Source organism: Pseudomonas sp. F3-2, assembly GCF_038804275.1.
In the GTDB taxonomy this organism is placed as follows: domain Bacteria; phylum Pseudomonadota; class Gammaproteobacteria; order Pseudomonadales; family Pseudomonadaceae; genus Aquipseudomonas.
Genome location: NZ_CP152388.1, coordinates 5,098,349 through 5,119,658, shown reverse-complemented (window position 1 = coordinate 5,119,658; position 21,310 = coordinate 5,098,349). Strand labels below are relative to the sequence as shown.

The window sequence follows — 21,310 nt, the reverse complement described above, 5'->3', positions numbered from 1 at the left end:
GTTTTAGCGGTGGATTAAAAAAGCCTTTTTCTGTAAGCTACAGCTTTAGTGTGTCCACTAAAAGCGCGCAGATAATTCGATGAAAAAAGCGGGGTGACGTGTCTATACGTCATTCCGCTTTTTTACAACCTGCGATCGCCCTTTCAGGCTTTATTACGGGAGGTCTTCTTGACTAAGCCAGCCATACTCGCCCTTGCTGATGGCAGCATTTTTCGCGGCGAAGCCATTGGAGCCGACGGCCAGACCGTTGGTGAGGTGGTGTTCAACACCGCAATGACCGGCTATCAGGAAATCCTTACCGATCCTTCCTATGCCCAGCAAATCGTCACCCTGACTTACCCCCACATCGGCAACACCGGCACCACGCCGGAAGACGCCGAGTCCGACCGCGTATGGTCGGCGGGCCTGGTCATTCGCGACCTGCCTCTGGTGGCGAGCAACTGGCGCAACAAGATGTCCCTGGATGATTATCTGAAAGCCAACAATGTCGTCGCCATCGCTGGCATCGACACGCGCCGCCTGACCCGCATTCTGCGTGAGAAAGGCGCGCAGAACGGCTGCATCATGGCCGGTGACGACATTTCGGAAGAAGCGGCCATCGCCGCAGCCCGCGGCTTCCCGGGCCTGAAAGGCATGGACCTCGCCAAAGAAGTCAGCACCAAGGAAACCTACGAGTGGCGCTCCAGCGTCTGGAGCCTGAAGACCGACAGTCATCCGGAACTGGCGGCGGGCGATCTGCCGTACAACGTCGTGGCCTACGACTACGGCGTCAAGACCAACATCTTGCGCATGCTCGTCGAGCGCGGCTGCCGCGTGACCGTGGTGCCCGCCCAGACACCGGCCAGTGAAGTGCTCGCCCTCAACCCTGACGGCGTGTTCCTATCCAACGGCCCTGGCGATCCGGAGCCTTGCGACTACGCGATCCAGGCGATCAAGGACGTGCTGCAGACCGAGATTCCGGTCTTCGGCATTTGCCTGGGTCATCAACTGCTGGCCCTCGCGTCCGGCGCCAAGACCGTCAAGATGGGTCATGGTCACCACGGTGCCAACCACCCGGTGCAGGATCTGGATTCCGGCGTCGTCATGATCACCAGCCAGAACCACGGTTTTGCGGTCGACGAAGCAACCCTGCCAGGCAACGTGCGCGCGATCCACAAATCGCTGTTCGACGGTACCCTGCAAGGCATCGAGCGTACCGACAAGGACGCGTTCAGCTTCCAGGGTCACCCTGAGGCGAGCCCGGGCCCCAACGACGTCGCGCCGCTGTTTGATCGCTTCATCACAGCCATGGCCAAGCGCCGCTGATCGGCGACTTGCGACTGTAGCGAGCAGGTGCACGAGGCGCGCCGGACACGTCCGACCGCGCGCCCGGCACCTCAGAGAATGTTCAAGACGGCTTGCCGACTGACATAGGATTCGAGTGACAACCCATGCCAAAACGTACAGACATTAAAAGCATCCTGATTCTTGGCGCTGGCCCGATCGTGATCGGCCAGGCCTGTGAATTCGACTACTCCGGCGCCCAGGCCTGTAAAGCCCTGCGCGAAGAGGGCTACCGCGTCATCCTGGTCAACTCCAACCCGGCCACCATCATGACCGACCCGGCCATGGCGGACGCGACCTACATCGAGCCGATCAAATGGGCGACCGTCGCCAAGATCATCGAAAAGGAACGCCCGGACGCGCTGCTGCCTACCATGGGTGGCCAGACGGCTCTGAACTGCGCGCTGGACCTGGAGCGCGAAGGCGTTCTGGAGAAGTTCGGCGTCGAAATGATCGGCGCCAACGCCGACACCATCGACAAGGCTGAAGACCGCTCGCGTTTCGACAAGGCCATGAAGGCCATCGGCCTGGAATGCCCGCGTTCGGGTATTGCCCACAGCATGGAAGAGGCCAACGCGGTCCTCGAAAAGCTGGGCTTCCCGTGCATCATCCGTCCCTCCTTCACCATGGGCGGCACCGGTGGCGGCATCGCTTACAACCGTGAAGAGTTCGAAGAAATCTGCGCCCGCGGTCTGGATCTGTCGCCGACCAAAGAGCTGCTGATCGACGAATCGCTGATCGGCTGGAAAGAATATGAAATGGAAGTTGTCCGCGACAAAAAGGACAACTGCATCATCGTCTGCTCCATCGAAAACTTCGACCCGATGGGCGTGCACACCGGTGACTCGATCACTGTCGCGCCTGCGCAGACCCTGACCGACAAGGAATACCAGATCTTGCGGAACGCCTCGCTGGCGGTCCTGCGCGAGATCGGCGTTGAAACCGGCGGCTCGAACGTGCAGTTCGGTATCTGCCCGGACACCGGCCGCATGGTCGTCATCGAGATGAACCCGCGCGTTTCCCGCTCCTCGGCGCTGGCCTCCAAGGCCACGGGCTTCCCGATCGCCAAGGTCGCGGCCAAGCTGGCAGTGGGTTACACCCTGGACGAACTGCAGAACGACATCACCGGCGGCAAGACCCCGGCGTCCTTCGAGCCGTCCATCGACTACGTCGTCACCAAACTGCCTCGCTTCGCGTTCGAGAAATTCTCGAAGGCCGACGCGCGTCTGACCACGCAAATGAAGTCGGTCGGCGAAGTCATGGCGATCGGCCGTACCTTCCAGGAATCGCTGCAGAAAGCCCTACGTGGCCTGGAAGTGGGCGTCAGCGGTCTTGATCCGAAGCTGGATCTGGGCAGCTCGGAAAGCATGAGCATCCTCAAGCGCGAGCTGACCGTTCCGGGCGCCGAGCGCATCTGGTACGTCGCCGACGCATTCCGCGCCGGCATGACGGTCGAGCAGATCTTCGACATGAATATGATCGACCCTTGGTTCCTGGTGCAGATCGAAGATCTCATCAAGGAAGAAGAGAAGGTCAAGACCCTCGGCCTGTCGGCAATCGACCGCGACCTGATGTTCCGCCTCAAGCGCAAGGGCTTCTCCGATGCGCGTCTGGCCAAGCTGTTGGGCGTCACCGAGAAAAACCTGCGCACGCACCGTCACAAGCTTGAGATCTACCCGGTCTACAAGCGTGTCGACACCTGTGCTGCCGAGTTCGCAACCGATACCGCGTACATGTACTCGACGTACGAAGAAGAGTGCGAAGCCAACCCTTCGACGCGCGACAAGATCATGATCCTGGGCGGCGGTCCTAACCGGATCGGCCAGGGCATCGAGTTCGACTACTGCTGCGTTCATGCCGCGCTGGCGCTGCGTGACGACGGGTACGAGACCATCATGGTCAACTGCAACCCGGAAACCGTATCGACCGACTACGACACCTCCGACCGTCTGTACTTCGAGCCGGTGACGCTTGAAGACGTACTGGAGATCGTTCGCGTCGAGAAGCCGAAGGGCGTGATCGTCCAGTACGGCGGCCAGACGCCTCTGAAACTGGCGCGTGCGCTTGAAGCGGCCGGCGTGCCGATCATCGGCACCAGCCCTGATGCCATCGACCGTGCCGAAGACCGTGAGCGTTTCCAGCAAATGGTCGAGCGCTTGAACCTGCGTCAGCCGCCTAACGCCACCGTGCGCAGCGAAGACGAAGCCATTCGCGCTGCAGCGAAAATCGGTTACCCGCTGGTGGTTCGTCCGTCCTACGTACTGGGCGGCCGTGCGATGGAAATCGTCTACGAAGAAGAAGAGCTCAAGCGCTACCTGCGCGAAGCGGTTCAAGTGTCCAACGACAGCCCGGTGCTGCTGGACCACTTCCTCAACTGCGCGATCGAAATGGACGTGGATGCCGTATGTGACGGCACTGACGTCGTCATTGGCGCGATCATGCAGCACATCGAGCAGGCAGGCGTTCACTCCGGTGACTCCGCATGCTCGCTGCCACCGTACTCGCTGCCGGCGCACATCCAGGACGAGATGCGTGAGCAGGTCAAGAAAATGGCCCTCGAGCTCGGCGTCGTCGGCCTGATGAACGTGCAGCTGGCCCTGCAGGGTGAAGACATCTACGTCATCGAAGTGAACCCGCGTGCCTCGCGCACCGTGCCGTTCGTTTCCAAGTGCATCGGTGTCTCTCTGGCCATGATCGCAGCACGCGTCATGGCGGGTAAAACCCTGAAAGAGCTTGGCTTCACCAAAGAAATCATCCCGAATTTCTACAGCGTGAAAGAGGCGGTCTTCCCGTTCGCCAAGTTCCCTGGCGTCGACCCGATCCTCGGCCCGGAGATGAAGTCCACCGGTGAGGTCATGGGTGTCGGCGATACCTTCGGCGAAGCCTTTGCCAAAGCCCAGATGGGCGCCAGCGAAGTGCTGCCGACCGGCGGAACCGCTTTCATCAGCGTGCGTGACGACGACAAGCCGCTGGTGGCTGGCGTTGCCCGCAACCTGATCGAGCTGGGTTTCGAAATCGTTGCAACCGCAGGTACCGCGCGCCTCATCGAGGCAGCCGGCCTGAAAGTGCGTCGCGTCAACAAGGTGACTGAGGGTCGCCCTCACGTGGTCGACATGATCAAGAATGACGAAGTCACGCTGATCATCAACACCACCGAAGGTCGCCAGTCGATCGCGGATTCCTACTCCATCCGTCGCAACGCCTTGCAGCACAAGATCTACTGCACCACGACCATTGCTGCGGGCGAGGCCATCTGTGAAGCGCTGAAGTTCGGCCCTGAAAAGACCGTGCGCCGCTTGCAGGATCTACATGCAGGATTGAAGGCATGAGTATTACCAAATATCCAATGACCGTTCAGGGCGCCCGCGCCCTGGAAGAAGAACTGCACCACCTGAGCAAGGTCGAGCGTCCGCGCTTGAGTCAGGCAATCGGTGAAGCGCGTGAGCTGGGTGATCTGAAGGAGAACGCCGAATACCATGCTGCCCGCGAGGAGCAAGGCATGGTCGAGGCGCGTATCCGCGACATCGAAGGCCGCATGCAGAATGCTGTGATCATCGACGTCACCACGATTCCGCACACCGGCAAGGTGATTTTCGGGTCCACGGTAGAGATAGCCAACGTCGAAACCGACGAAAGCGTGACCTATCAAATCGTTGGCGAAGATGAAGCGGACATCAAGTCGGGCAAGATCTCCGTCGGCTCGCCGATCGCTCGCGCGCTGATCGCCAAAGAAGAAGGCGATGTCGTGGCCGTGAAAACGCCAAGCGGTGTGATTGAGTACGAGATTGTCGAGGTCAAGCACATCTGATCGATGTGTCGGAGGTCGTCCCTTGGGATGACTTCCGGCGACCCGGTTCGGCGGGAGGGGGCGGCAGTGATGCTTCTTGTCTTCGGTCGGTTCCTGTCAGGGCGCGTAGACCGCGCCGCTGACGGGTATCGTCATTATTTGTAGCGGTGTATGTTGGACAGCTGTTTGTTCGGCTGTGGGTTTTTGCGGTAGATCAGCGCCATCTTGCCGATGGTCTGTACCAGTTCCGCACGCCCTTGCTTGCACAGTTCTTCGATCACGGCGCGGCGCTCGTCGCGGTCTTCCAGCTTGATCTGAACCTTGATCAGTTCATGATCCACCAAAGCGCGGTCCAGCTCGGCCAGAACGCCTTCGCTCAGGCCATTGCCAGCTACCATCAGGACCGGCTTCAGGTCATGTCCAATGGATTTGTATTGTTTCTTCTGCTCGTTATTGAGCGGCATAATCTGACCCTTTTCGTCTGATTCTGTAAAATTGGTGGCCATTTTACCCGAGGCCCCGTGGCTCCGCCCAGTTAATCACGACGCATATCATCGAGGTGCCCCGTGGCCCAGCGTTCCAAGAGCAGCCATAACTGGCTGAGAGAGCATTTCAACGATCCTTTCGTCAAACAGGCGCAGAAGGATGGCTATCGCTCGCGAGCGAGTTACAAGCTTCTCGAGATTCAGGAAAAGGACCGCCTGATCCGTCCGGGCATGACTGTGGTCGACCTCGGCGCGGCGCCCGGTGGCTGGTCTCAGGTGACCAGTCGTCTGATTGGTGGTCAAGGTCGCCTGATCGCATCCGACATTCTGGAAATGGACAGCATCCCCGATGTGACCTTTATTCAAGGGGATTTCACAGAAGATGAGGTGTTCAAGCAGATCCTGGCGGCGATCGGTAATACACAAGTAGACCTTGTGATTTCTGATATGGCCCCCAATATGAGTGGATTGAGCGCTGTGGATATGCCACGCGCCATGTTCCTTTGTGAGTTGGCGCTCGACCTGGCGGGTCGGGTCCTGCGTCCAGGTGGTGATTTTCTGATCAAGGTCTTCCAGGGTGAAGGCTTCGATGTGTACCACAAGGAGGTTCGCAAGATGTTCGACAAGGTACAGATGCGCAAGCCTCTGTCCTCCCGCGATCGGTCCCGTGAGCAGTACCTACTGGGCCGGGGTTTCAAGGGCGGTTACGAAGCACCGAGCGACTTTGAGTAAAGGCAATAGCTTTTTTCAAATGGCTTTATTCATGAAGCGTAACGAACATCTTGTAGTCAAAGTTTCACAAAGGGTTACAGACGCCGCCTGCCACGCCTGTAGGATCTGTAGTAAGTTAGGCCGGTGAATATCATGCGAGGCATGCTCCAGCGTGGAGCTTGCTTCAGAGGGTAGCTAATTGAACGATATGGCAAAGAATTTGATCCTGTGGTTGATCATCGCTGCGGTCCTGGTGACCGTGATGAACAACTTCTCCAGCCCGAACGAGCCGCAGACCCTCAACTACTCCGAGTTCATCCAGCAGGTGAAGGATGGCAAGGTCGAGAAAGTTGCCGTTGACGGTTACGTCATCACGGGCAAGCGCAGCGACGGCGACTCCTTCAAGACCATTCGTCCTGCCATCCAGGACAACGGCCTGATCGGCGATCTCGTCGACAACAACGTCGTCATTGAAGGCAAGCAGCCTGAGCAGCAGAGCATCTGGACTCAGTTGCTCGTCGCCAGCTTCCCGATTCTCGTGATCATTGCCGTCTTCATGTTCTTCATGCGCCAGATGCAAGGCGGCGCGGGGGGCAAAGGCGGGCCAATGAGTTTCGGCAAGAGCAAGGCGCGTCTGCTCTCCGAAGATCAGGTCAAGACCACGCTGGCTGACGTCGCCGGTTGCGACGAAGCTAAAGAAGAAGTCGGCGAGCTCGTTGAATTCCTGCGTGACCCGGGTAAGTTCCAGCGTCTGGGCGGCCGTATTCCGCGCGGTGTGCTGATGGTCGGTCCTCCGGGTACCGGTAAAACCTTGCTGGCAAAAGCCATTGCCGGTGAGGCCAAAGTGCCGTTCTTCACTATTTCCGGTTCTGACTTCGTCGAAATGTTCGTGGGTGTCGGTGCAAGCCGCGTTCGTGACATGTTCGAGCAAGCCAAGAAGCACGCGCCTTGCATCATCTTCATCGACGAAATCGACGCCGTGGGCCGCCATCGTGGCGCGGGCATGGGCGGCGGTCACGATGAGCGTGAGCAGACTTTGAACCAGTTGCTGGTCGAGATGGACGGCTTCGAGATGAATGACGGCATCATCGTCATCGCTGCGACCAACCGTCCCGACGTACTTGACCCCGCGCTGCTGCGTCCAGGCCGTTTCGACCGTCAGGTCGTGGTCGGTCTGCCAGACATCCGTGGCCGCGAGCAGATCCTCAAAGTGCACATGCGTAAAGTGCCAATGGGCGACGACGTCAATGCTGCGGTTATCGCACGTGGCACGCCTGGTTTCTCCGGTGCGGACCTGGCCAACCTGGTCAACGAAGCTTCGCTGTTCGCTGCCCGCGTGGGCAAACGCATCGTCGAGATGAAAGAGTTCGAGCTGGCAAAAGACAAGATCATGATGGGCGCCGAGCGCAAATCGATGGTCATGTCCGAGAAAGAGAAGCAGAACACCGCTTATCACGAAGCCGGTCACGCGATCGTTGGTCGAGTCGTGCCGGAGCATGACCCGGTGTACAAGGTCTCGATCATCCCGCGCGGTCGTGCATTGGGTGTGACGATGTTCCTGCCGGAAGAAGATCGCTACAGCTTGTCCAAGCGCGCGCTGATCAGTCAGATCTGCTCGCTCTATGGCGGTCGTATCGCAGAAGAGATGACGCTGGGCTTCGACGGTGTTACCACCGGTGCGTCCAACGACATCATGCGTGCCAGTCAGATTGCGCGGAACATGGTCACCAAATGGGGCCTGTCCGAGAAGCTCGGCCCGCTGATGTATTCGGAAGAAGAGGATGGCGGTTACCTGGGTCGCGGCGGTGGCGGTCAAAACGCCAGCCTGTCCGCTGACACAGCGCGCCTGATCGACTCCGAAGTGCGCAGCATCATCGACCAGTGCTACGGCACCGCGAAGCAGATCCTTACTGACAATCGCGACAAGCTGGACGCGATGGCCGACGCACTGATGAAGTACGAAACCATCGACGCCGAGCAGATCGATGACATCATGGCTGGCCGCACGCCTCGTGAGCCGCGGGACTGGGAAGGGGGTTCCGGAGCGTCCGGTACGCCAACCGCTCCTGTCGGGCCGCGCCCGGAAACGCCGATCGGCGGTCCAGCTGCTGACCACTAAGGGCTGACATGACTTCTGTGCTTCACCCGACCCGGTTGCCTTGCGGCAACCGGGTTCTTGATTTATCCCGGACCCATGTCATGGGAATCCTCAACATTACCCCTGATTCGTTCTCTGACGGCGGCCGTTTCGCACGGCGCGACCTGGCGCTGAGCCATGCCGAAGCCATGGTGGCTGCTGGAGCGACGCTGATCGATGTGGGTGGCGAGTCCACTCGCCCTGGCGCCCGCGCCGTTTCTCCCGTGGAAGAGCTTGAGCGCGTAGCGCCCATCGTGGAGGCGATCAGCCGTGAGCTGGACGTGGTCATTTCAGTCGACACGTCTACGCCTGCGGTCATTCGCGAAACCGCTCGGCTGGGGGCGGGGCTGATCAATGACGTGCGGTCCCTGCGTCGTGATGGCGCGCTCGACGCTGCGGTCGCGACCGGGCTTCCGGTGTGCCTGATGCACATGCGTGGCGAACCGACCGACATGCAGAACGACCCGCACTACGATGATTTGGTCGGGGAGGTCAGCGCTTTTCTGCAGGCGCGTATGGATCAATGTGTCGCCGCCGGTATCCCGGCTGACAAGATTATCCTCGACCCTGGCTACGGCTTCGCCAAAACCCTTGAGCACAATCTGAGCCTGTTCAAGCATATGGAGGCGCTGCATGCACTGGGCCGCCCGCTGTTGGTGGGTGTGTCACGCAAGAGCATGATCGGCAAAGTGCTGGACAAGCCGGTTGATCAGCGCCTGTACGGAGCGCTTGCGCTGGCCGCAATGGCGATGATCAAGGGCGCGAGAATTTTACGTGTGCATGATGTGGCGGAAACCGTCGACGTCGTGCGCATGATTGCTGCTGTTGAATCGGCAAAATAAGAAATCTGGAGCACCCATGAGCACTAAGAAATATTTCGGAACCGACGGCATTCGCGGTCGTGTAGGCCAATTCCCGATCACTCCTGATTTCATGCTCAAGCTGGGATGGGCCGCGGGGATGGCTTTCCGCAAGATGGGCGCTTGCCGGATTCTGGTAGGTAAGGACACACGTATTTCAGGCTACATGTTCGAATCGGCGCTGGAGGCAGGTCTCTCGGCTGCCGGTGCAGACGTGATGCTGCTCGGTCCTATGCCGACGCCAGCCATTGCCTACCTGACACGGACTTTCCACGCTGAAGCGGGCATCGTCATCAGTGCTTCGCACAATCCGCACCACGACAACGGCATCAAGTTCTTCTCCGGGCAGGGCACCAAGCTGCCGGACGAGATCGAAATGATGATCGAAGAGTTGCTGGACACGCCGATGACGGTCGCTGAGTCGGAGAAGCTCGGCAAGGTTTCGCGTATCAACGACGCGGCCGGTCGCTACATCGAGTTCTGCAAGAGCAGCGTTCCCACCAGTACCGATTTTGCGGGCCTCAAGCTGGTTGTCGATTGCGCCCATGGCGCGACGTATAAGGTGGCGCCGAATGTCTTTCGCGAACTGGGCGCGCAGGTCAGCGTGCTGTCGGCAGCGCCTAATGGCCTGAACATCAATGACAACTGCGGCTCGACGCACATGAGTGCGCTGCAGGCGGCTGTCGTGGCTGAGAAAGCCGATCTTGGCATCGGTTTCGACGGTGACGGCGACCGCGTGCTGATGGTCGATCATACTGGCGCGGTAGTGGACGGTGACGAGTTGCTGTACATCATTGCGCGCGACTTGCACGAGCGCGGGCGCTTGCAGGGCGGCGTCGTCGGGACCCTCATGAGCAACCTGGGTCTTGAGCTGGCGCTTGCCGATCTGCACATCCCTTTCGTGCGCGCCAATGTGGGCGATCGCTACGTCATCGCCGAGTTGCTCGAGCGGAACTGGCAGGTCGGTGGCGAGAACTCCGGCCACGTTGTCTGCTTCCAGCACACCACCACAGGCGATGCCATCATCGCCGCGCTGCAGGTGCTGCTCGCGTTGCGTCGTACGGGCGAGAGCCTGGCTCAGGCGCGTCAGGGGCTGCGCAAGTGTCCCCAGGTGCTGGTCAATGTTCGCTTCGAGGGCGGCTCGGTCGATCCGGTCGAGCATCCGGCGGTCAAGGAAGCTTGCGCCCGCGTGACAGCGGCCATGGGTGGTCGCGGCCGCGTATTGCTGCGCAAGTCCGGGACAGAGCCGCTGGTGCGCGTCATGGTCGAAGGCGAGGACGAAACCCTGGTCGCCGGCTATGCCGATGAACTGGCAAAACTGGTTGCTGAAGTTTGCGCCTGATTCGGCTTGCCAGTGTTGAAACTGTTGGGTAACATCTGCGCCCACTTTGACCGACGAGGTACAGCATGCGTCGCCCTATGGTAGCTGGTAACTGGAAAATGCACGGTACCTGCGCCAGCGTCGCTGAGCTGGTCGAGGGTCTGGCAAACATGACCCTCCCAAGCGGTGTTGACGTCGCGGTATTTCCGCCAAGTCTGCATGTCAGCTTCGTTGTCGATTGTCTGGAAGGACAGCCGATTCAAGTCGGCGCGCAGAACTGCGCGCACGAGGCGGGTCAAGGTGCGTTGACGGGCGAGATATCTTCGACCCAGTTGGCGGATGCAGGTTGCAAGCTGGTGCTTGTAGGGCATTCGGAGCGTCGCCAGATAATGGGCGAGAGCAATGAAGTCCTTGTCCGCAAGTTTGCGGCGGCCCAGGCAAGTGGACTGACCCCGGTGCTGTGCATCGGTGAAACACTTGAGCAGCGCGAGGCAGGCAAAACGCTCGAAGTTGTCGGTCAGCAGATCGACAGCGTCATCGAAGAGCTTGGCATCGATGCTTTTGTGAATGCGGTGATTGCTTACGAGCCGGTCTGGGCCATTGGTACCGGGCTGACAGCCTCGCCGGAACAGGCGCAGGAAGTGCACGCAGCCATTCGTGCGCAGTTGGCGAAAGAGAATTCTGAAGTCGCGCAAGGTGTGCGTCTTCTATATGGCGGCAGCGTGAAGGCGGCCAATGCGGCTGAACTGTTCGGCATGCCGGATATCGATGGGGGCCTCATTGGTGGTGCCTCCCTGAATGCAGATGAGTTCGGTGCGATCATTCGCGCCGCGGGAAACTGAAAAAATGCTGGAAACAGTCGTAGTCGTTCTTCATCTGCTGGGTGCCCTGGGCGTTGTTGCTCTGGTTTTGCTGCAGCAGGGTAAAGGTGCGGACGCTGGCGCGTCGTTCGGAGCAGGTGCATCAAATACTGTCTTCGGAGGCCAAGGTTCCTCTACCTTTCTTAGTAAGTTTACTGCTATACTTGCCGCCTGTTTCTTTTTGACCAGCTTGGGGTTAGGTTACTTTGCTAAAGAGAAAGCTCACCAGCTGACTCAAGTAGGTTTGCCAGATCCAGCAGTGTTGGAAGTGAAGCAAAAACCGGCGACAGATGATGTTCCGGTCCTGGAAGGACAACAGAAACCAGCCGCTGCACCAGCTGACGTTCCTGCCGCTCCAGAACAGAAGTAACACGGGATTCGCAGTCGTTATTGGGACTGCAGAAAGAGTTGTAATGCCGAGGTGGTGGAATTGGTAGACACGCAACCTTGAGGTGGTTGTGCCCATAGGGTGTAGGGGTTCGAGTCCCCTTCTCGGTACCAATTAACAAGATAGCCCGCAGTAGCGGGCTTTCTTGTAGGTGGATGTGTCGGATTGACCCGATTCGGGATCAGTCGTATACTTCCGCCCCAGCTTTGTCGCGGGGTGGAGCAGTCTGGTAGCTCGTCGGGCTCATAACCCGAAGGTCGTTGGTTCAAATCCAGCCCCCGCAACCAGTTTTAGCGGAGCCCCTTTTCAGGGGCTTTTTGTTAGCTGGACACTTTATTACGCCGCTGTTGACGGCGTTTTTCATGATGGGCGCTTTGCCCATTTTTTATTTGCACAGCATGCACGAGGGGGTTCAGGTGTCGAGCAAGCTAGAACAGTTGCAGGCCTTGCTGGCCCCGGTGGTCGTGGCCCTTGGCTATGAATGCTGGGGTATCGAGTTTTCGGCCCAGGGTCGTCACTCAATGTTGCGCGTTTATATCGATAAAGAGGGCGGTGTGCTGGTGGACGATTGCGCCATCGTCAGCCGCCAGATCAGCGGTGTTCTGGACGTAGAAGATCCGATCAGCTCCGAATATACGCTCGAAGTTTCTTCTCCTGGCATGGAACGCCCGCTGTTCACGATCGAGCAGTTTGCAGCCTTTGCCGGGGAACAAGTGAAGATAAAGCTGCGTTCGCCCTTCGACGGTCGACGCAACTTTCAAGGCCTTCTCCGCGGGGTGGAGGAGCAGGATGTCGTGGTGCAAGTGGATGATCACGAATACCTGTTGCCGATCGATCTGATCGACAAGGCCAACATTATTCCCACGTTTGACTGAGACGTGCCAGATACTGCGGATCCCGCGGATCCAATGGCTTGCGAAAGGCGAGGCGTACGATGAGCAAAGAAGTACTGCTGGTTGTTGAGTCGGTATCCAATGAAAAGGGCGTACCGGCCGGTGTGATTTTTGAAGCGCTGGAAATAGCTCTGGCTACGGCCACTAAAAAGCGTTTCGAGGACGAAGTTGACCTGCGTGTGGAAATCAACCGCCACACAGGTGCATATGAGACTTTCCGTCGCTGGACTGTCGTTGAGGAAGACGATCTCGACGATCCGGCTATTGAGACGTGGCCGAGCAAGGTCGCCGAGACTCATCCCGGCGCCAAGGTCGGTGATGTAGTAGAAGAAAAGATCGAGTCCATCGAGTTCGGTCGTATCGCTGCCCAGACTGCCAAGCAAGTCATTGTGCAGAAAGTTCGCGAAGCCGAACGCGCTCAGGTGGTTGACGCTTATCGTGAGCGCCTTGGCGAAATCATTTCCGGCACTGTTAAAAAAGTTACACGAGACAATGTCATCGTCGACTTGGGCAACAATGCCGAGGCTCTGCTGGCGCGTGAAGACATCATTTCGCGGGAGACTTTCCGTGTGGGTGTTCGCGTTCGTGCATTGCTCAAAGAGATCCGCACTGAAAACCGCGGTCCTCAGCTGATCCTGTCGCGCACTGCGCCAGAGATGCTGATCGAGCTGTTCCGGATTGAAGTTCCGGAAATCGCCGAAGGTCTCATCGAGGTGATGGCTGCCTCTCGTGATCCTGGTTCGCGTGCAAAAATCGCAGTTCGCTCCAAGGACAAACGCATCGACCCGCAAGGCGCCTGCATCGGCATGCGCGGTTCGCGTGTCCAGGCAGTTTCCGGCGAGTTGGGCGGCGAGCGTGTGGATATCGTGCTGTGGGACGACAACCCTGCACAGTTCGTCATCAACGCCATGTCGCCTGCCGAAGTGGCAGCGATCATCGTTGATGAAGACGCCCATGCCATGGACATCGCTGTCGGCGCGGACAATCTGGCCCAGGCGATTGGCCGCGGTGGTCAGAATGTGCGCCTGGCGAGTCAGTTGACTGGCTGGACCCTGAACGTAATGACCGAATCGGACATCCAGGCCAAGCAGCAAGCGGAAACCGGCGACATCCTGCGCAACTTCATCGACGAGCTGGAAGTCGACGAAGAACTCGCACAGGTGCTGGTAGACGAAGGCTTCACCAGCCTGGAAGAGATTGCCTACGTACCGTTGGAAGAAATGCTCAACATCGACGGCTTTGACGAAGACATCGTCAACGAGCTTCGTGCTCGTGCCAAGGATCGCTTGTTGACTAAAGCCATCGCTACTGAGGAAAAGCTGGCAGACGCCCATCCGGCCGAAGACCTGCTCTCGCTTGAGGGTATGGACAAGGATTTGGCGATGGAACTGGCGGTGCGCGGCGTAATTACCCGCGAAGACCTGGCCGAGCAGTCTATTGACGATCTGCTCGACATCGACGGCATTGACGATGATCGTGCCGGCAAGTTGATCATGGCCGCCCGAGCCCATTGGTTCGAGTAAGTAAATGCGGCCTGAGGAGAGAAGTGCATGACGCAAGTCACGGTGAAAGAACTGGCCAAAACGGTCGACACACCGGTAGAGCGCCTGTTACAGCAGATGCGTGAGGCAGGTCTGCCGCACACCGCCGCCGAGCAAGTTGTGACCGATAACGAAAAACAAGCCCTGTTGACGCACCTGAAAAGCGGCCACAAGGCTAAAGTGGAAGAACCGCGCAAGATCACTTTGCAGCGTAAAACCACCAGTACTCTGCGCGTTGCTGGCAGCAAGAGCATCAGCGTTGAAGTGCGCAAGAAGAAAGTCTTCGTACAGCGCAGCCCGGAAGAGATCGAAGCCGAGCGCAAGCGCGAGCAGGAAGAGCGTCGTGCGGTAGACAACGCCGCTCGTCAAAAGGCTGAAGAAGAAGCCCGTCAGCGTGCCGAAGAAGAAGCGCGCCGTCAGCCTGCGCCTGCTCCGCAAGCATCGGAAGCGGTTGCTGCGCCGGTTCAGTCCGAGCCAGCGCCTCAGGTCGCCGCCGAGCCTGTGCAGGAAGCTCCGGTCGCTGCACCGGCTCCAGTTGCCGAGCGCAAGAAGGACGAACAGCGTCGTCCTGACAAGCCACGCAACGACGACAACAATCGTCGCGGCGGTGGTGGTGATGGCGAGCGCAAGAACGCTCCTCATCGCGCTTCGGTCAAGGAAAAGGCGCCAGCGCCACGCGTTGCCCCACGGACTACCGACGAAGAAAGCGATGGCTTCCGTCGCGGCGGTCGCGGCAAGGCCAAGCTGAAGAAACGCAACGCTCACGGTTTCCAGAACCCTACCGGTCCTGTGGTTCGTGAAGTGAAGATCGGCGAGACCATCACTGTGGGCGATCTGGCCCAGCAGATGTCGGTCAAGGCCGCTGAAATCATCAAGTTCATGTTCAAGCTGGGCACCCCGGCCACCATCAACCAGGTTCTGGATCAGGAAACTGCCCAGCTGGTCGCTGAAGAACTGGGCCACAAAGTGACCCTGGTCAGCGACACCGCCCTGGAAGATTCCCTGGCAGAGTCCCTGAAGTTCGAAGGTGAAACCGTTCCTCGTGCGCCGGTCGTTACCGTCATGGGTCACGTTGACCATGGTAAGACCTCGCTGCTCGACTACATCCGTCGTGCCAAGGTTGCCGCTGGCGAAGCCGGTGGTATCACCCAGCACATCGGCGCGTATCACGTGGAAACCGATCGCGGCATGGTGACCTTCCTCGACACCCCTGGTCACGCTGCGTTTACCGCAATGCGTGCTCGTGGTGCGAAGGCAACCGACATCGTGATCCTGGTTGTCGCAGCTGACGACGGCGTCATGCCGCAGACCATCGAAGCCGTGCAGCACGCACAGGCCGCCGGTGTTCCGCTGGTGGTCGCGGTCAACAAGATCGACAAGCCGGGCGCTGACATGGACCGCATCCGCAGTGAGCTTTCGGTTCACGGCGTGACGTCGGAAGACTGGGGTGGCGATACTCCATTCGTCCCTGTGTCGGCCAAGGTCGGTACCGGTGTCGACGAACTGCTCGAAGCGGTTCTGCTGCAAGCCGAAGTGCTTGAGCTGGTCGCCACGCCGTCGGCCCCAGGTCGTGGTGTCGTCGTTGAATCGCGTCTGGACAAGGGCCGTGGCCCGGTCGCCACTGTTCTGGTTCAGGACGGTACGCTGCGTCAGGGCGACATGGTTCTGGTCGGATCGAACTACGGTCGCGTTCGCGCCATGCTCGACGAGAACGGCAAGCCGATCAAGGAAGCCGGTCCATCCATCCCTGTCGAGATCCTCGGCCTGGACGGTACGCCGGATGCCGGTGACGAGATGAGCGTGGTTGCCGACGAGAAGAAAGCCCGTGAAGTGGCTCTGTTCCGTCAAGGCAAGTTCCGCGAAGTCAAGCTGGCCCGTGCTCACGCCGGCAAGCTGGAAAACATCTTCGAGAACATGGGTCAGGAAGAGAAGAAGACGCTCAACATCGTCCTCAAATCCGACGTCCGCGGTTCTCTGGAAGCATTGCAGGGCGCTTTGAATGGCCTTGGCAACGACGAAGTACAAGTGCGTGTAGTGGGCGGCGGCGTCGGTGGTATCACCGAAAGCGACGCTAACCTGGCGCTGGCTTCCAACGCTGTACTGTTCGGCTTCAACGTGCGTGCCGATGCCGGCGCTCGCAAGATCGTCGAGCAGGAAGGTCTGGACATGCGTTACTACAACGTCATCTACGACATCATCGAAGACGTCAAGAAAGCCCTCACCGGTATGCTTGGCAGCGACGTCCGGGAGAACATCCTGGGTATCGCCGAAGTTCGAGACGTATTCCGTTCGCCGAAATTCGGTGCGATCGCTGGTTGCATGGTCATCGAAGGCGTTGTGTTCCGTAACCGTCCGATCCGCGTACTGCGCGAAGACATCGTTATCTTCGAAGGCGAGCTGGAATCCCTGCGTCGCTTCAAGGATGACGCTTCCGAAGTGCGTGCCGGCATGGAATGCGGTATCGGCGTCAAGAGCTACAACGACGTCAAGGTCGGCGACAAGATCGAAGTGTTCGAGAAGGTCCAAGTGGCTCGCAGCCTCTGAATCGCGAGCTTCAGGAGTCATGGCAGTCGTCGCATGCAAATGCCCGGCGTCTGTCATGGACTCTAAACGCAACGCCCGGTCCGGCTTCTGCCAGGCCGGGCGTTTGCCGCTTTCAGACTCTGCCGCTTTTGCTGCAGGTCAGTGACAGGTAACAAGACATGGCAAAAGAATACAGCCGTACCCAACGTATCGGCGATCAGATGCAGCGCGAGCTGGCACAGCTGATCCGTCGTGAGATCAAGGATCCGCGCGTCGGCCTGGTCACCATCACCGCAGTCGACGTCAGCCGTGACGTCGGTCATGCCAAGATCTTCATCACCGTGATGGGGCAGGACACCGCCGAAGAGATCGCTCAGTCGATCAAGGCGCTGAACTCTGCCGCAGGTTTCCTGCGCATGCAGCTGGCCCGCGAGATGAAGCTGCGCAGCGTTCCGCAATTGCATTTCCACTACGACGAAAGCGTTGCCCGTGGCGCGCATCTGTCGGCGCTGATCGAGCGCGCAGTGGCTGAAGACGGTCAGCACGAGCCGGCGGCCAAAGATGGCTCGGAGGAGTAACGGCGTGGCTCAGGTCAAGCGCATCCGCCGCAATGTCAGCGGCATCATCCTGCTCGACAAGCCGCTGGGTTTCACTTCCAATGCGGCTTTGCAAAAGGTGCGCTGGCTGCTCAATGCAGAGAAGGCTGGCCACACCGGCAGCCTCGATCCATTGGCGACCGGCGTGCTGCCGCTGTGCTTCGGCGAAGCGACCAAGTTCTCCCAGTACCTGCTCGACTCCCACAAGGGATACGAGACCCTGATGCAGCTGGGCAAGACCACCACCACGGCTGACGCCGAAGGTGAGGTTTTGCAGACGCGGCCGGTGACCGTTGGTCGCTCGGATATCGAAGCGGTACTCCCGGATTTTCGTGGAAATATCAGTCAGATACCGCCGATGTACTCCGCCCTCAAGCGTGATGGCCAACCGTTGTACAAGTTGGCTCGAGCAGGGGAAGTGGTGGAGCGCGAAGCGCGTTCTGTTACTATTGCGCGCCTGGAATTATTGGCGTGTGAAGGCGAGACCGCGCGTCTGGCTGTCGACTGCAGCAAAGGCACCTATATCCGCACCCTCGTGGAAGATATCGGTGAGAAGCTAGGCTGCGGTGCGTATGTCGCCGAGCTGCGTCGCACGCAGGCCGGGCCTTTCACGCTGGCCCAGACGGTCACGCTGGAAGAGCTTGAAGCGGTACACGCCGAAGGCGGCAACGAAGCAGTCGATCGTTTCCTGATGCCATCGGACAGCGGTCTGCTGGACTGGCCTCTGTTGCAGTTTTCCGAGCACAGTTCGTTCTACTGGCTGCACGGTCAGCCAGTCAGAGCCCCGGATGCGCCGAAGTTCGGCATGGTACGGGTGCAGGATCATGAAGGACGCTTCATCGGGATCGGTGAAGTGAGCGAAGACGGGCGCATTGCGCCGCGTCGGCTGATTCGGTCAGAGTGACCGAACCCGTCGAGTCAGGGTTGTCCTGGCGCGGCGGTACGAGGGTGGCTGTCAACAGGCATGGTCACTCCTCACTTTTTAATACGAGAGTCTGCTCTCGGCCTGTTGAAACCGTCGCTTTGACGGTTTCCTGATATAAGGAATGCCCACATGGCACTCAGCGTTGAAGAAAAAGCTCAGATCGTAACCGACTACCAGCAAGCTGTTGGTGACACTGGTTCGCCAGAAGTGCAAGTTGCACTGCTGACCGCCAACATCAACAAACTGCAAGGCCACTTCAAGGCCAACGGTAAGGACCACCACTCCCGTCGTGGTCTGATCCGTATGGTAAACCAGCGTCGCAAGCTGCTGGATTACCTGAAAGGTAAGGACGTTAGCCGTTACAGCGCCCTGATCGGTCGTCTGGGTCTGCGTCGCTAATAACGACGTTGCAAGAGGTTGGTTGTTCGTCACGTCCCGCAGGTTTCGTACCGGTGGGCTGGCGGGCTCCCAGCCTCTAGTTTTATCTGGACTGCCGAAGGGTCCGATTCCCTCGCTGCCCAAGAATTCGCAAGAAACCAGTTCCCCCAAGAGCCACAAAGAAGGTAGGAAACCGTGAACCCGGTAATCAAGAAGTTTCAATTCGGTCAATCGACCGTAACCCTGGAGACAGGCCGCATCGCCCGTCAAGCCTCTGGTGCAGTATTGGTCACCGTTGACGACGACGTCACCGTACTCGTGACTGTGGTCGGCGCCAAACAGGCAGACGCTGGCAAGGGCTTCTTCCCGCTGTCCGTTCACTACCAAGAAAAAACCTACGCTGCCGGCAAGATCCCCGGCGGTTTCTTCAAGCGTGAAGGCCGTCCTTCCGAGAAAGAAACCCTGACCTCGCGTCTGATCGACCGTCCGATCCGCCCACTGTTTCCCGAAGGCTTCATGAACGAAGTGCAGGTTGTCTGCACCGTCGTTTCCACCAGCAAGAAAACCGATCCGGACATCGCTTCGATGATCGGTACCTCGGCTGCCCTGGCGATCTCCGGCATTCCATTCGACGGCCCGATCGGCGCCGCGCGTGTTGCTTTCCACGAAAGCACCGGTTACCTGCTGAACCCGACTTACGAGCAACTGAAAGCATCGAGCCTGGACATGGTCGTTGCCGGTACCGAAGAAGCGGTACTGATGGTTGAATCCGAAGCCAAAGAGCTGACCGAAGACCAGATGCTGGGCGCTGTTCTGTTCGCTCACGACGAATTCCAGGCTGTCATCAAAGCCGTCAAGGACCTCGCCGCCGAAGCTGCCAAGCCGACCTGGACCTGGGCTCCGAAGGCTGAAGCCACCGACCTGCTGGGCGCCATCCGCTCCGAGTTCGGCGCAGCCATCTCCGAGGCTTACACCATCACCGTCAAGGCCGACCGCTATGCGCGCCTGGGCGAGCTGAAGGATCAAGTCGTTGCCAAGCTGGCCGTTGAAGAAGGCAGCCCGTCTGCTTCGGAAGTCAAAGCTGCATTCGGCGAAATCGAATACCGCACCGTTCGCGAAAACATCGTCAACGGCAAGCCACGTATCGACGGCCGCGACACCCGCACCGTACGTCCTCTGAACATCGAAGTCGGTGTTCTACCCAAGACTCACGGTTCGGCACTGTTCACCCGTGGTGAAACTCAGGCGCTGGTCGTGGCGACGCTGGGTACTGCGCGTGACGCACAGCTGCTCGACACCCTCGAAGGCGAAAAGAAAGACCCGTTCATGCTGCACTACAACTTCCCTCCGTTCTCGGTGGGCGAGTGTGGTCGCATGGGTGGCGCTGGTCGTCGCGAAATCGGCCACGGCCGCCTGGCTCGTCGTTCGGTTCAGGCCATGCTGCCGCCGGCTGATGCGTTCCCTTACACCATTCGCGTGGTGTCGGAAATCACCGAGTCCAACGGTTCCAGCTCCATGGCTTCGGTCTGCGGTGCTTCCCTGGCTCTGATGGACGCTGGTGTGCCGATGAAGGCGCCGGTTGCCGGTATCGCCATGGGTCTGGTCAAGGAAGGCGAGAAGTTCGCCGTTCTGACCGACATCCTGGGTGACGAAGACCACCTCGGCGACATGGACTTCAAAGTGGCCGGTACCGCCAAAGGCGTCACCGCGCTGCAGATGGACATCAAGATCAAGGGCATCACCGAAGAAATCATGGAGATCGCCCTGGGCCAGGCCCTGGAAGCTCGCCTGAACATCCTTGGTCAGATGAACCAGATCATCGGTCAGTCGCGCACCGAGCTGTCGGAAAACGCTCCGACCATGATCGCGATGAAGATCGACACCGACAAGATCCGTGACGTCATCGGTAAAGGCGGCGCGACCATTCGTGCCATCTGCGAAGAGACCAAGGCATCGATCGATATCGAAGACGACGGCTCGATCAAGATCTTCGGCGAAACCAAGGAAGCCGCTGAGGCAGCACGTCAGCGCGTTCTGGGCATCACCGCAGAAGCTGAAATCGGCAAGATCTATGTCGGTAAGGTTGAGCGCATCGTCGACTTCGGCGCGTTCGTCAACATCCTGCCTGGCAAAGACGGCCTGGTGCACATCTCCATGCTGAGCGATGCTCGCGTCGAGAAAGTCACCGACGTGCTGAAAGAAGGTCAGGAAGTCGAAGTGCTGGTACTGGACGTCGATAACCGCGGCCGTATCAAGCTGTCGATCAAAGACGTTGCAGCTGCCAAGGCGTCAGGCGTTTAAGCGCCCCTGCTTAGGCAACGGAAAGGGCCCTTCGGGGCTCTTTTTTTTCGTGTGCAATTAGTGAGTTGCGCGTTTCGGGGGCCTGTGAACACGTGCAGAACATGCAAGTTGCAAGCGGAACTTTCCGTAAACGGGCAATCTGCACGATGCATCATTCGGCTATTGTTTGTAACTCATTGATTTATATGAAAAAACTGCGTTGAATAAGTTTGGCACACCGCTTGCGATATACCAGTAACCCTGCAGCCAACGACGTTGGCGCAGATTTTGAGAAAAACAGG

General features: G+C 58.9%; 17 protein-coding genes and 2 tRNA genes. 18 read left to right on the top strand and 1 reads right to left on the bottom strand.

All coding sequences use genetic code 11. The annotated features are described in order from the left end of the window. Positions 1 to 168: 168 nt before the first annotated feature. The 3 genes from carA (at position 169) to greA (ending at position 5,131) form a co-directional block, all read left to right on the top strand. Positions 169 to 1,305, top strand: a complete 1,137-nt coding sequence (gene carA, locus AAGQ88_RS22925; protein WP_093464335.1) for a glutamine-hydrolyzing carbamoyl-phosphate synthase small subunit — start codon at positions 169 to 171, stop codon at positions 1,303 to 1,305. A 125-nt stretch (positions 1,306 to 1,430) separates the two neighbouring features. Beyond that, entirely contained in the window at positions 1,431 to 4,652 is a 3,222-nt protein-coding gene (gene carB / locus AAGQ88_RS22920) for a carbamoyl-phosphate synthase large subunit (RefSeq protein ID WP_093464332.1), read from the top strand. 2 nt (positions 4,653 to 4,654) lie between these two features. After that, a complete protein-coding gene (gene greA / locus AAGQ88_RS22915) occupies positions 4,655 to 5,131 on the top strand; it encodes a transcription elongation factor GreA (protein WP_093465547.1) in 477 nt (158 codons plus the stop codon). A gap of 134 nt (positions 5,132 to 5,265) precedes the next feature. Here greA and yhbY read toward each other — a convergent pair whose 3' ends face one another. After that, the gene (yhbY, locus tag AAGQ88_RS22910) at positions 5,266 to 5,574 is read right to left on the bottom strand and encodes a ribosome assembly RNA-binding protein YhbY (RefSeq protein ID WP_093465544.1); all 309 of its coding nucleotides are present in this window, start codon (positions 5,572 to 5,574) and stop codon (positions 5,266 to 5,268) included. 102 nt (positions 5,575 to 5,676) lie between these two features. Between yhbY and rlmE the strand changes: the two genes are divergently transcribed. The 15 genes from rlmE to pnp all read left to right on the top strand — a co-directional run bounded on the left by rlmE (position 5,677) and on the right by pnp (position 21,029). Further along, entirely contained in the window at positions 5,677 to 6,327 is a 651-nt protein-coding gene (gene rlmE, locus AAGQ88_RS22905) for a 23S rRNA (uridine(2552)-2'-O)-methyltransferase RlmE (protein ID WP_093464329.1), read from the top strand. 187 nt (positions 6,328 to 6,514) lie between these two features. Further along, positions 6,515 to 8,425 carry an ATP-dependent zinc metalloprotease FtsH gene (gene ftsH / locus AAGQ88_RS22900; protein WP_285422982.1) on the top strand — a complete coding sequence of 637 codons (1,911 nt, stop codon included), beginning with the start codon at positions 6,515 to 6,517 and terminating at the stop codon, positions 8,423 to 8,425. 8 nt (positions 8,426 to 8,433) lie between these two features. Beyond that, complete coding sequence (gene folP / locus AAGQ88_RS22895; protein ID WP_342653663.1) at positions 8,434 to 9,285, top strand: dihydropteroate synthase; 852 nt, start codon at positions 8,434 to 8,436, stop codon at positions 9,283 to 9,285. A gap of 16 nt (positions 9,286 to 9,301) precedes the next feature. Then, positions 9,302 to 10,645, top strand: a complete 1,344-nt coding sequence (glmM, locus tag AAGQ88_RS22890) for a phosphoglucosamine mutase (protein ID WP_342653662.1) — start codon at positions 9,302 to 9,304, stop codon at positions 10,643 to 10,645. A 65-nt stretch (positions 10,646 to 10,710) separates the two neighbouring features. Further along, a complete protein-coding gene (gene tpiA / locus AAGQ88_RS22885) occupies positions 10,711 to 11,466 on the top strand; it encodes a triose-phosphate isomerase (protein WP_342653661.1) in 756 nt (251 codons plus the stop codon). A gap of 4 nt (positions 11,467 to 11,470) precedes the next feature. Further along, entirely contained in the window at positions 11,471 to 11,854 is a 384-nt protein-coding gene (secG, locus tag AAGQ88_RS22880) for a preprotein translocase subunit SecG (protein WP_093464314.1), read from the top strand. Between the two features lie 45 nt (positions 11,855 to 11,899). Next, a tRNA-Leu gene (locus tag AAGQ88_RS22875) sits at positions 11,900 to 11,985 on the top strand. Positions 11,986 to 12,082: 97 nt separating this feature from the next. Beyond that, positions 12,083 to 12,159: transfer RNA gene (locus tag AAGQ88_RS22870), tRNA-Met, on the top strand. Positions 12,160 to 12,288: 129 nt separating this feature from the next. Further along, a complete protein-coding gene (rimP, locus tag AAGQ88_RS22865; protein ID WP_081566696.1) occupies positions 12,289 to 12,747 on the top strand; it encodes a ribosome maturation factor RimP in 459 nt (152 codons plus the stop codon). Positions 12,748 to 12,806: 59 nt separating this feature from the next. Next, a complete protein-coding gene (nusA, locus tag AAGQ88_RS22860) occupies positions 12,807 to 14,288 on the top strand; it encodes a transcription termination factor NusA (protein WP_093464311.1) in 1,482 nt (493 codons plus the stop codon). 27 nt (positions 14,289 to 14,315) lie between these two features. After that, positions 14,316 to 16,850, top strand: a complete 2,535-nt coding sequence (gene infB, locus AAGQ88_RS22855) for a translation initiation factor IF-2 (protein ID WP_342653660.1) — start codon at positions 14,316 to 14,318, stop codon at positions 16,848 to 16,850. Positions 16,851 to 17,008: 158 nt separating this feature from the next. Further along, complete coding sequence (gene rbfA, locus AAGQ88_RS22850) at positions 17,009 to 17,407, top strand: 30S ribosome-binding factor RbfA (RefSeq protein ID WP_093464305.1); 399 nt, start codon at positions 17,009 to 17,011, stop codon at positions 17,405 to 17,407. 4 nt (positions 17,408 to 17,411) lie between these two features. After that, positions 17,412 to 18,329: a tRNA pseudouridine(55) synthase TruB gene (truB, locus tag AAGQ88_RS22845; RefSeq protein WP_342653659.1), complete on the top strand. Its 918-nt coding sequence runs from the start codon at positions 17,412 to 17,414 to the stop codon at positions 18,327 to 18,329. A gap of 150 nt (positions 18,330 to 18,479) precedes the next feature. Then, complete coding sequence (gene rpsO, locus AAGQ88_RS22840) at positions 18,480 to 18,749, top strand: 30S ribosomal protein S15 (protein ID WP_002555121.1); 270 nt, start codon at positions 18,480 to 18,482, stop codon at positions 18,747 to 18,749. Between the two features lie 174 nt (positions 18,750 to 18,923). Then, a complete protein-coding gene (gene pnp, locus AAGQ88_RS22835; RefSeq protein WP_342653658.1) occupies positions 18,924 to 21,029 on the top strand; it encodes a polyribonucleotide nucleotidyltransferase in 2,106 nt (701 codons plus the stop codon). Positions 21,030 to 21,310: the final 281 nt, after the last annotated feature.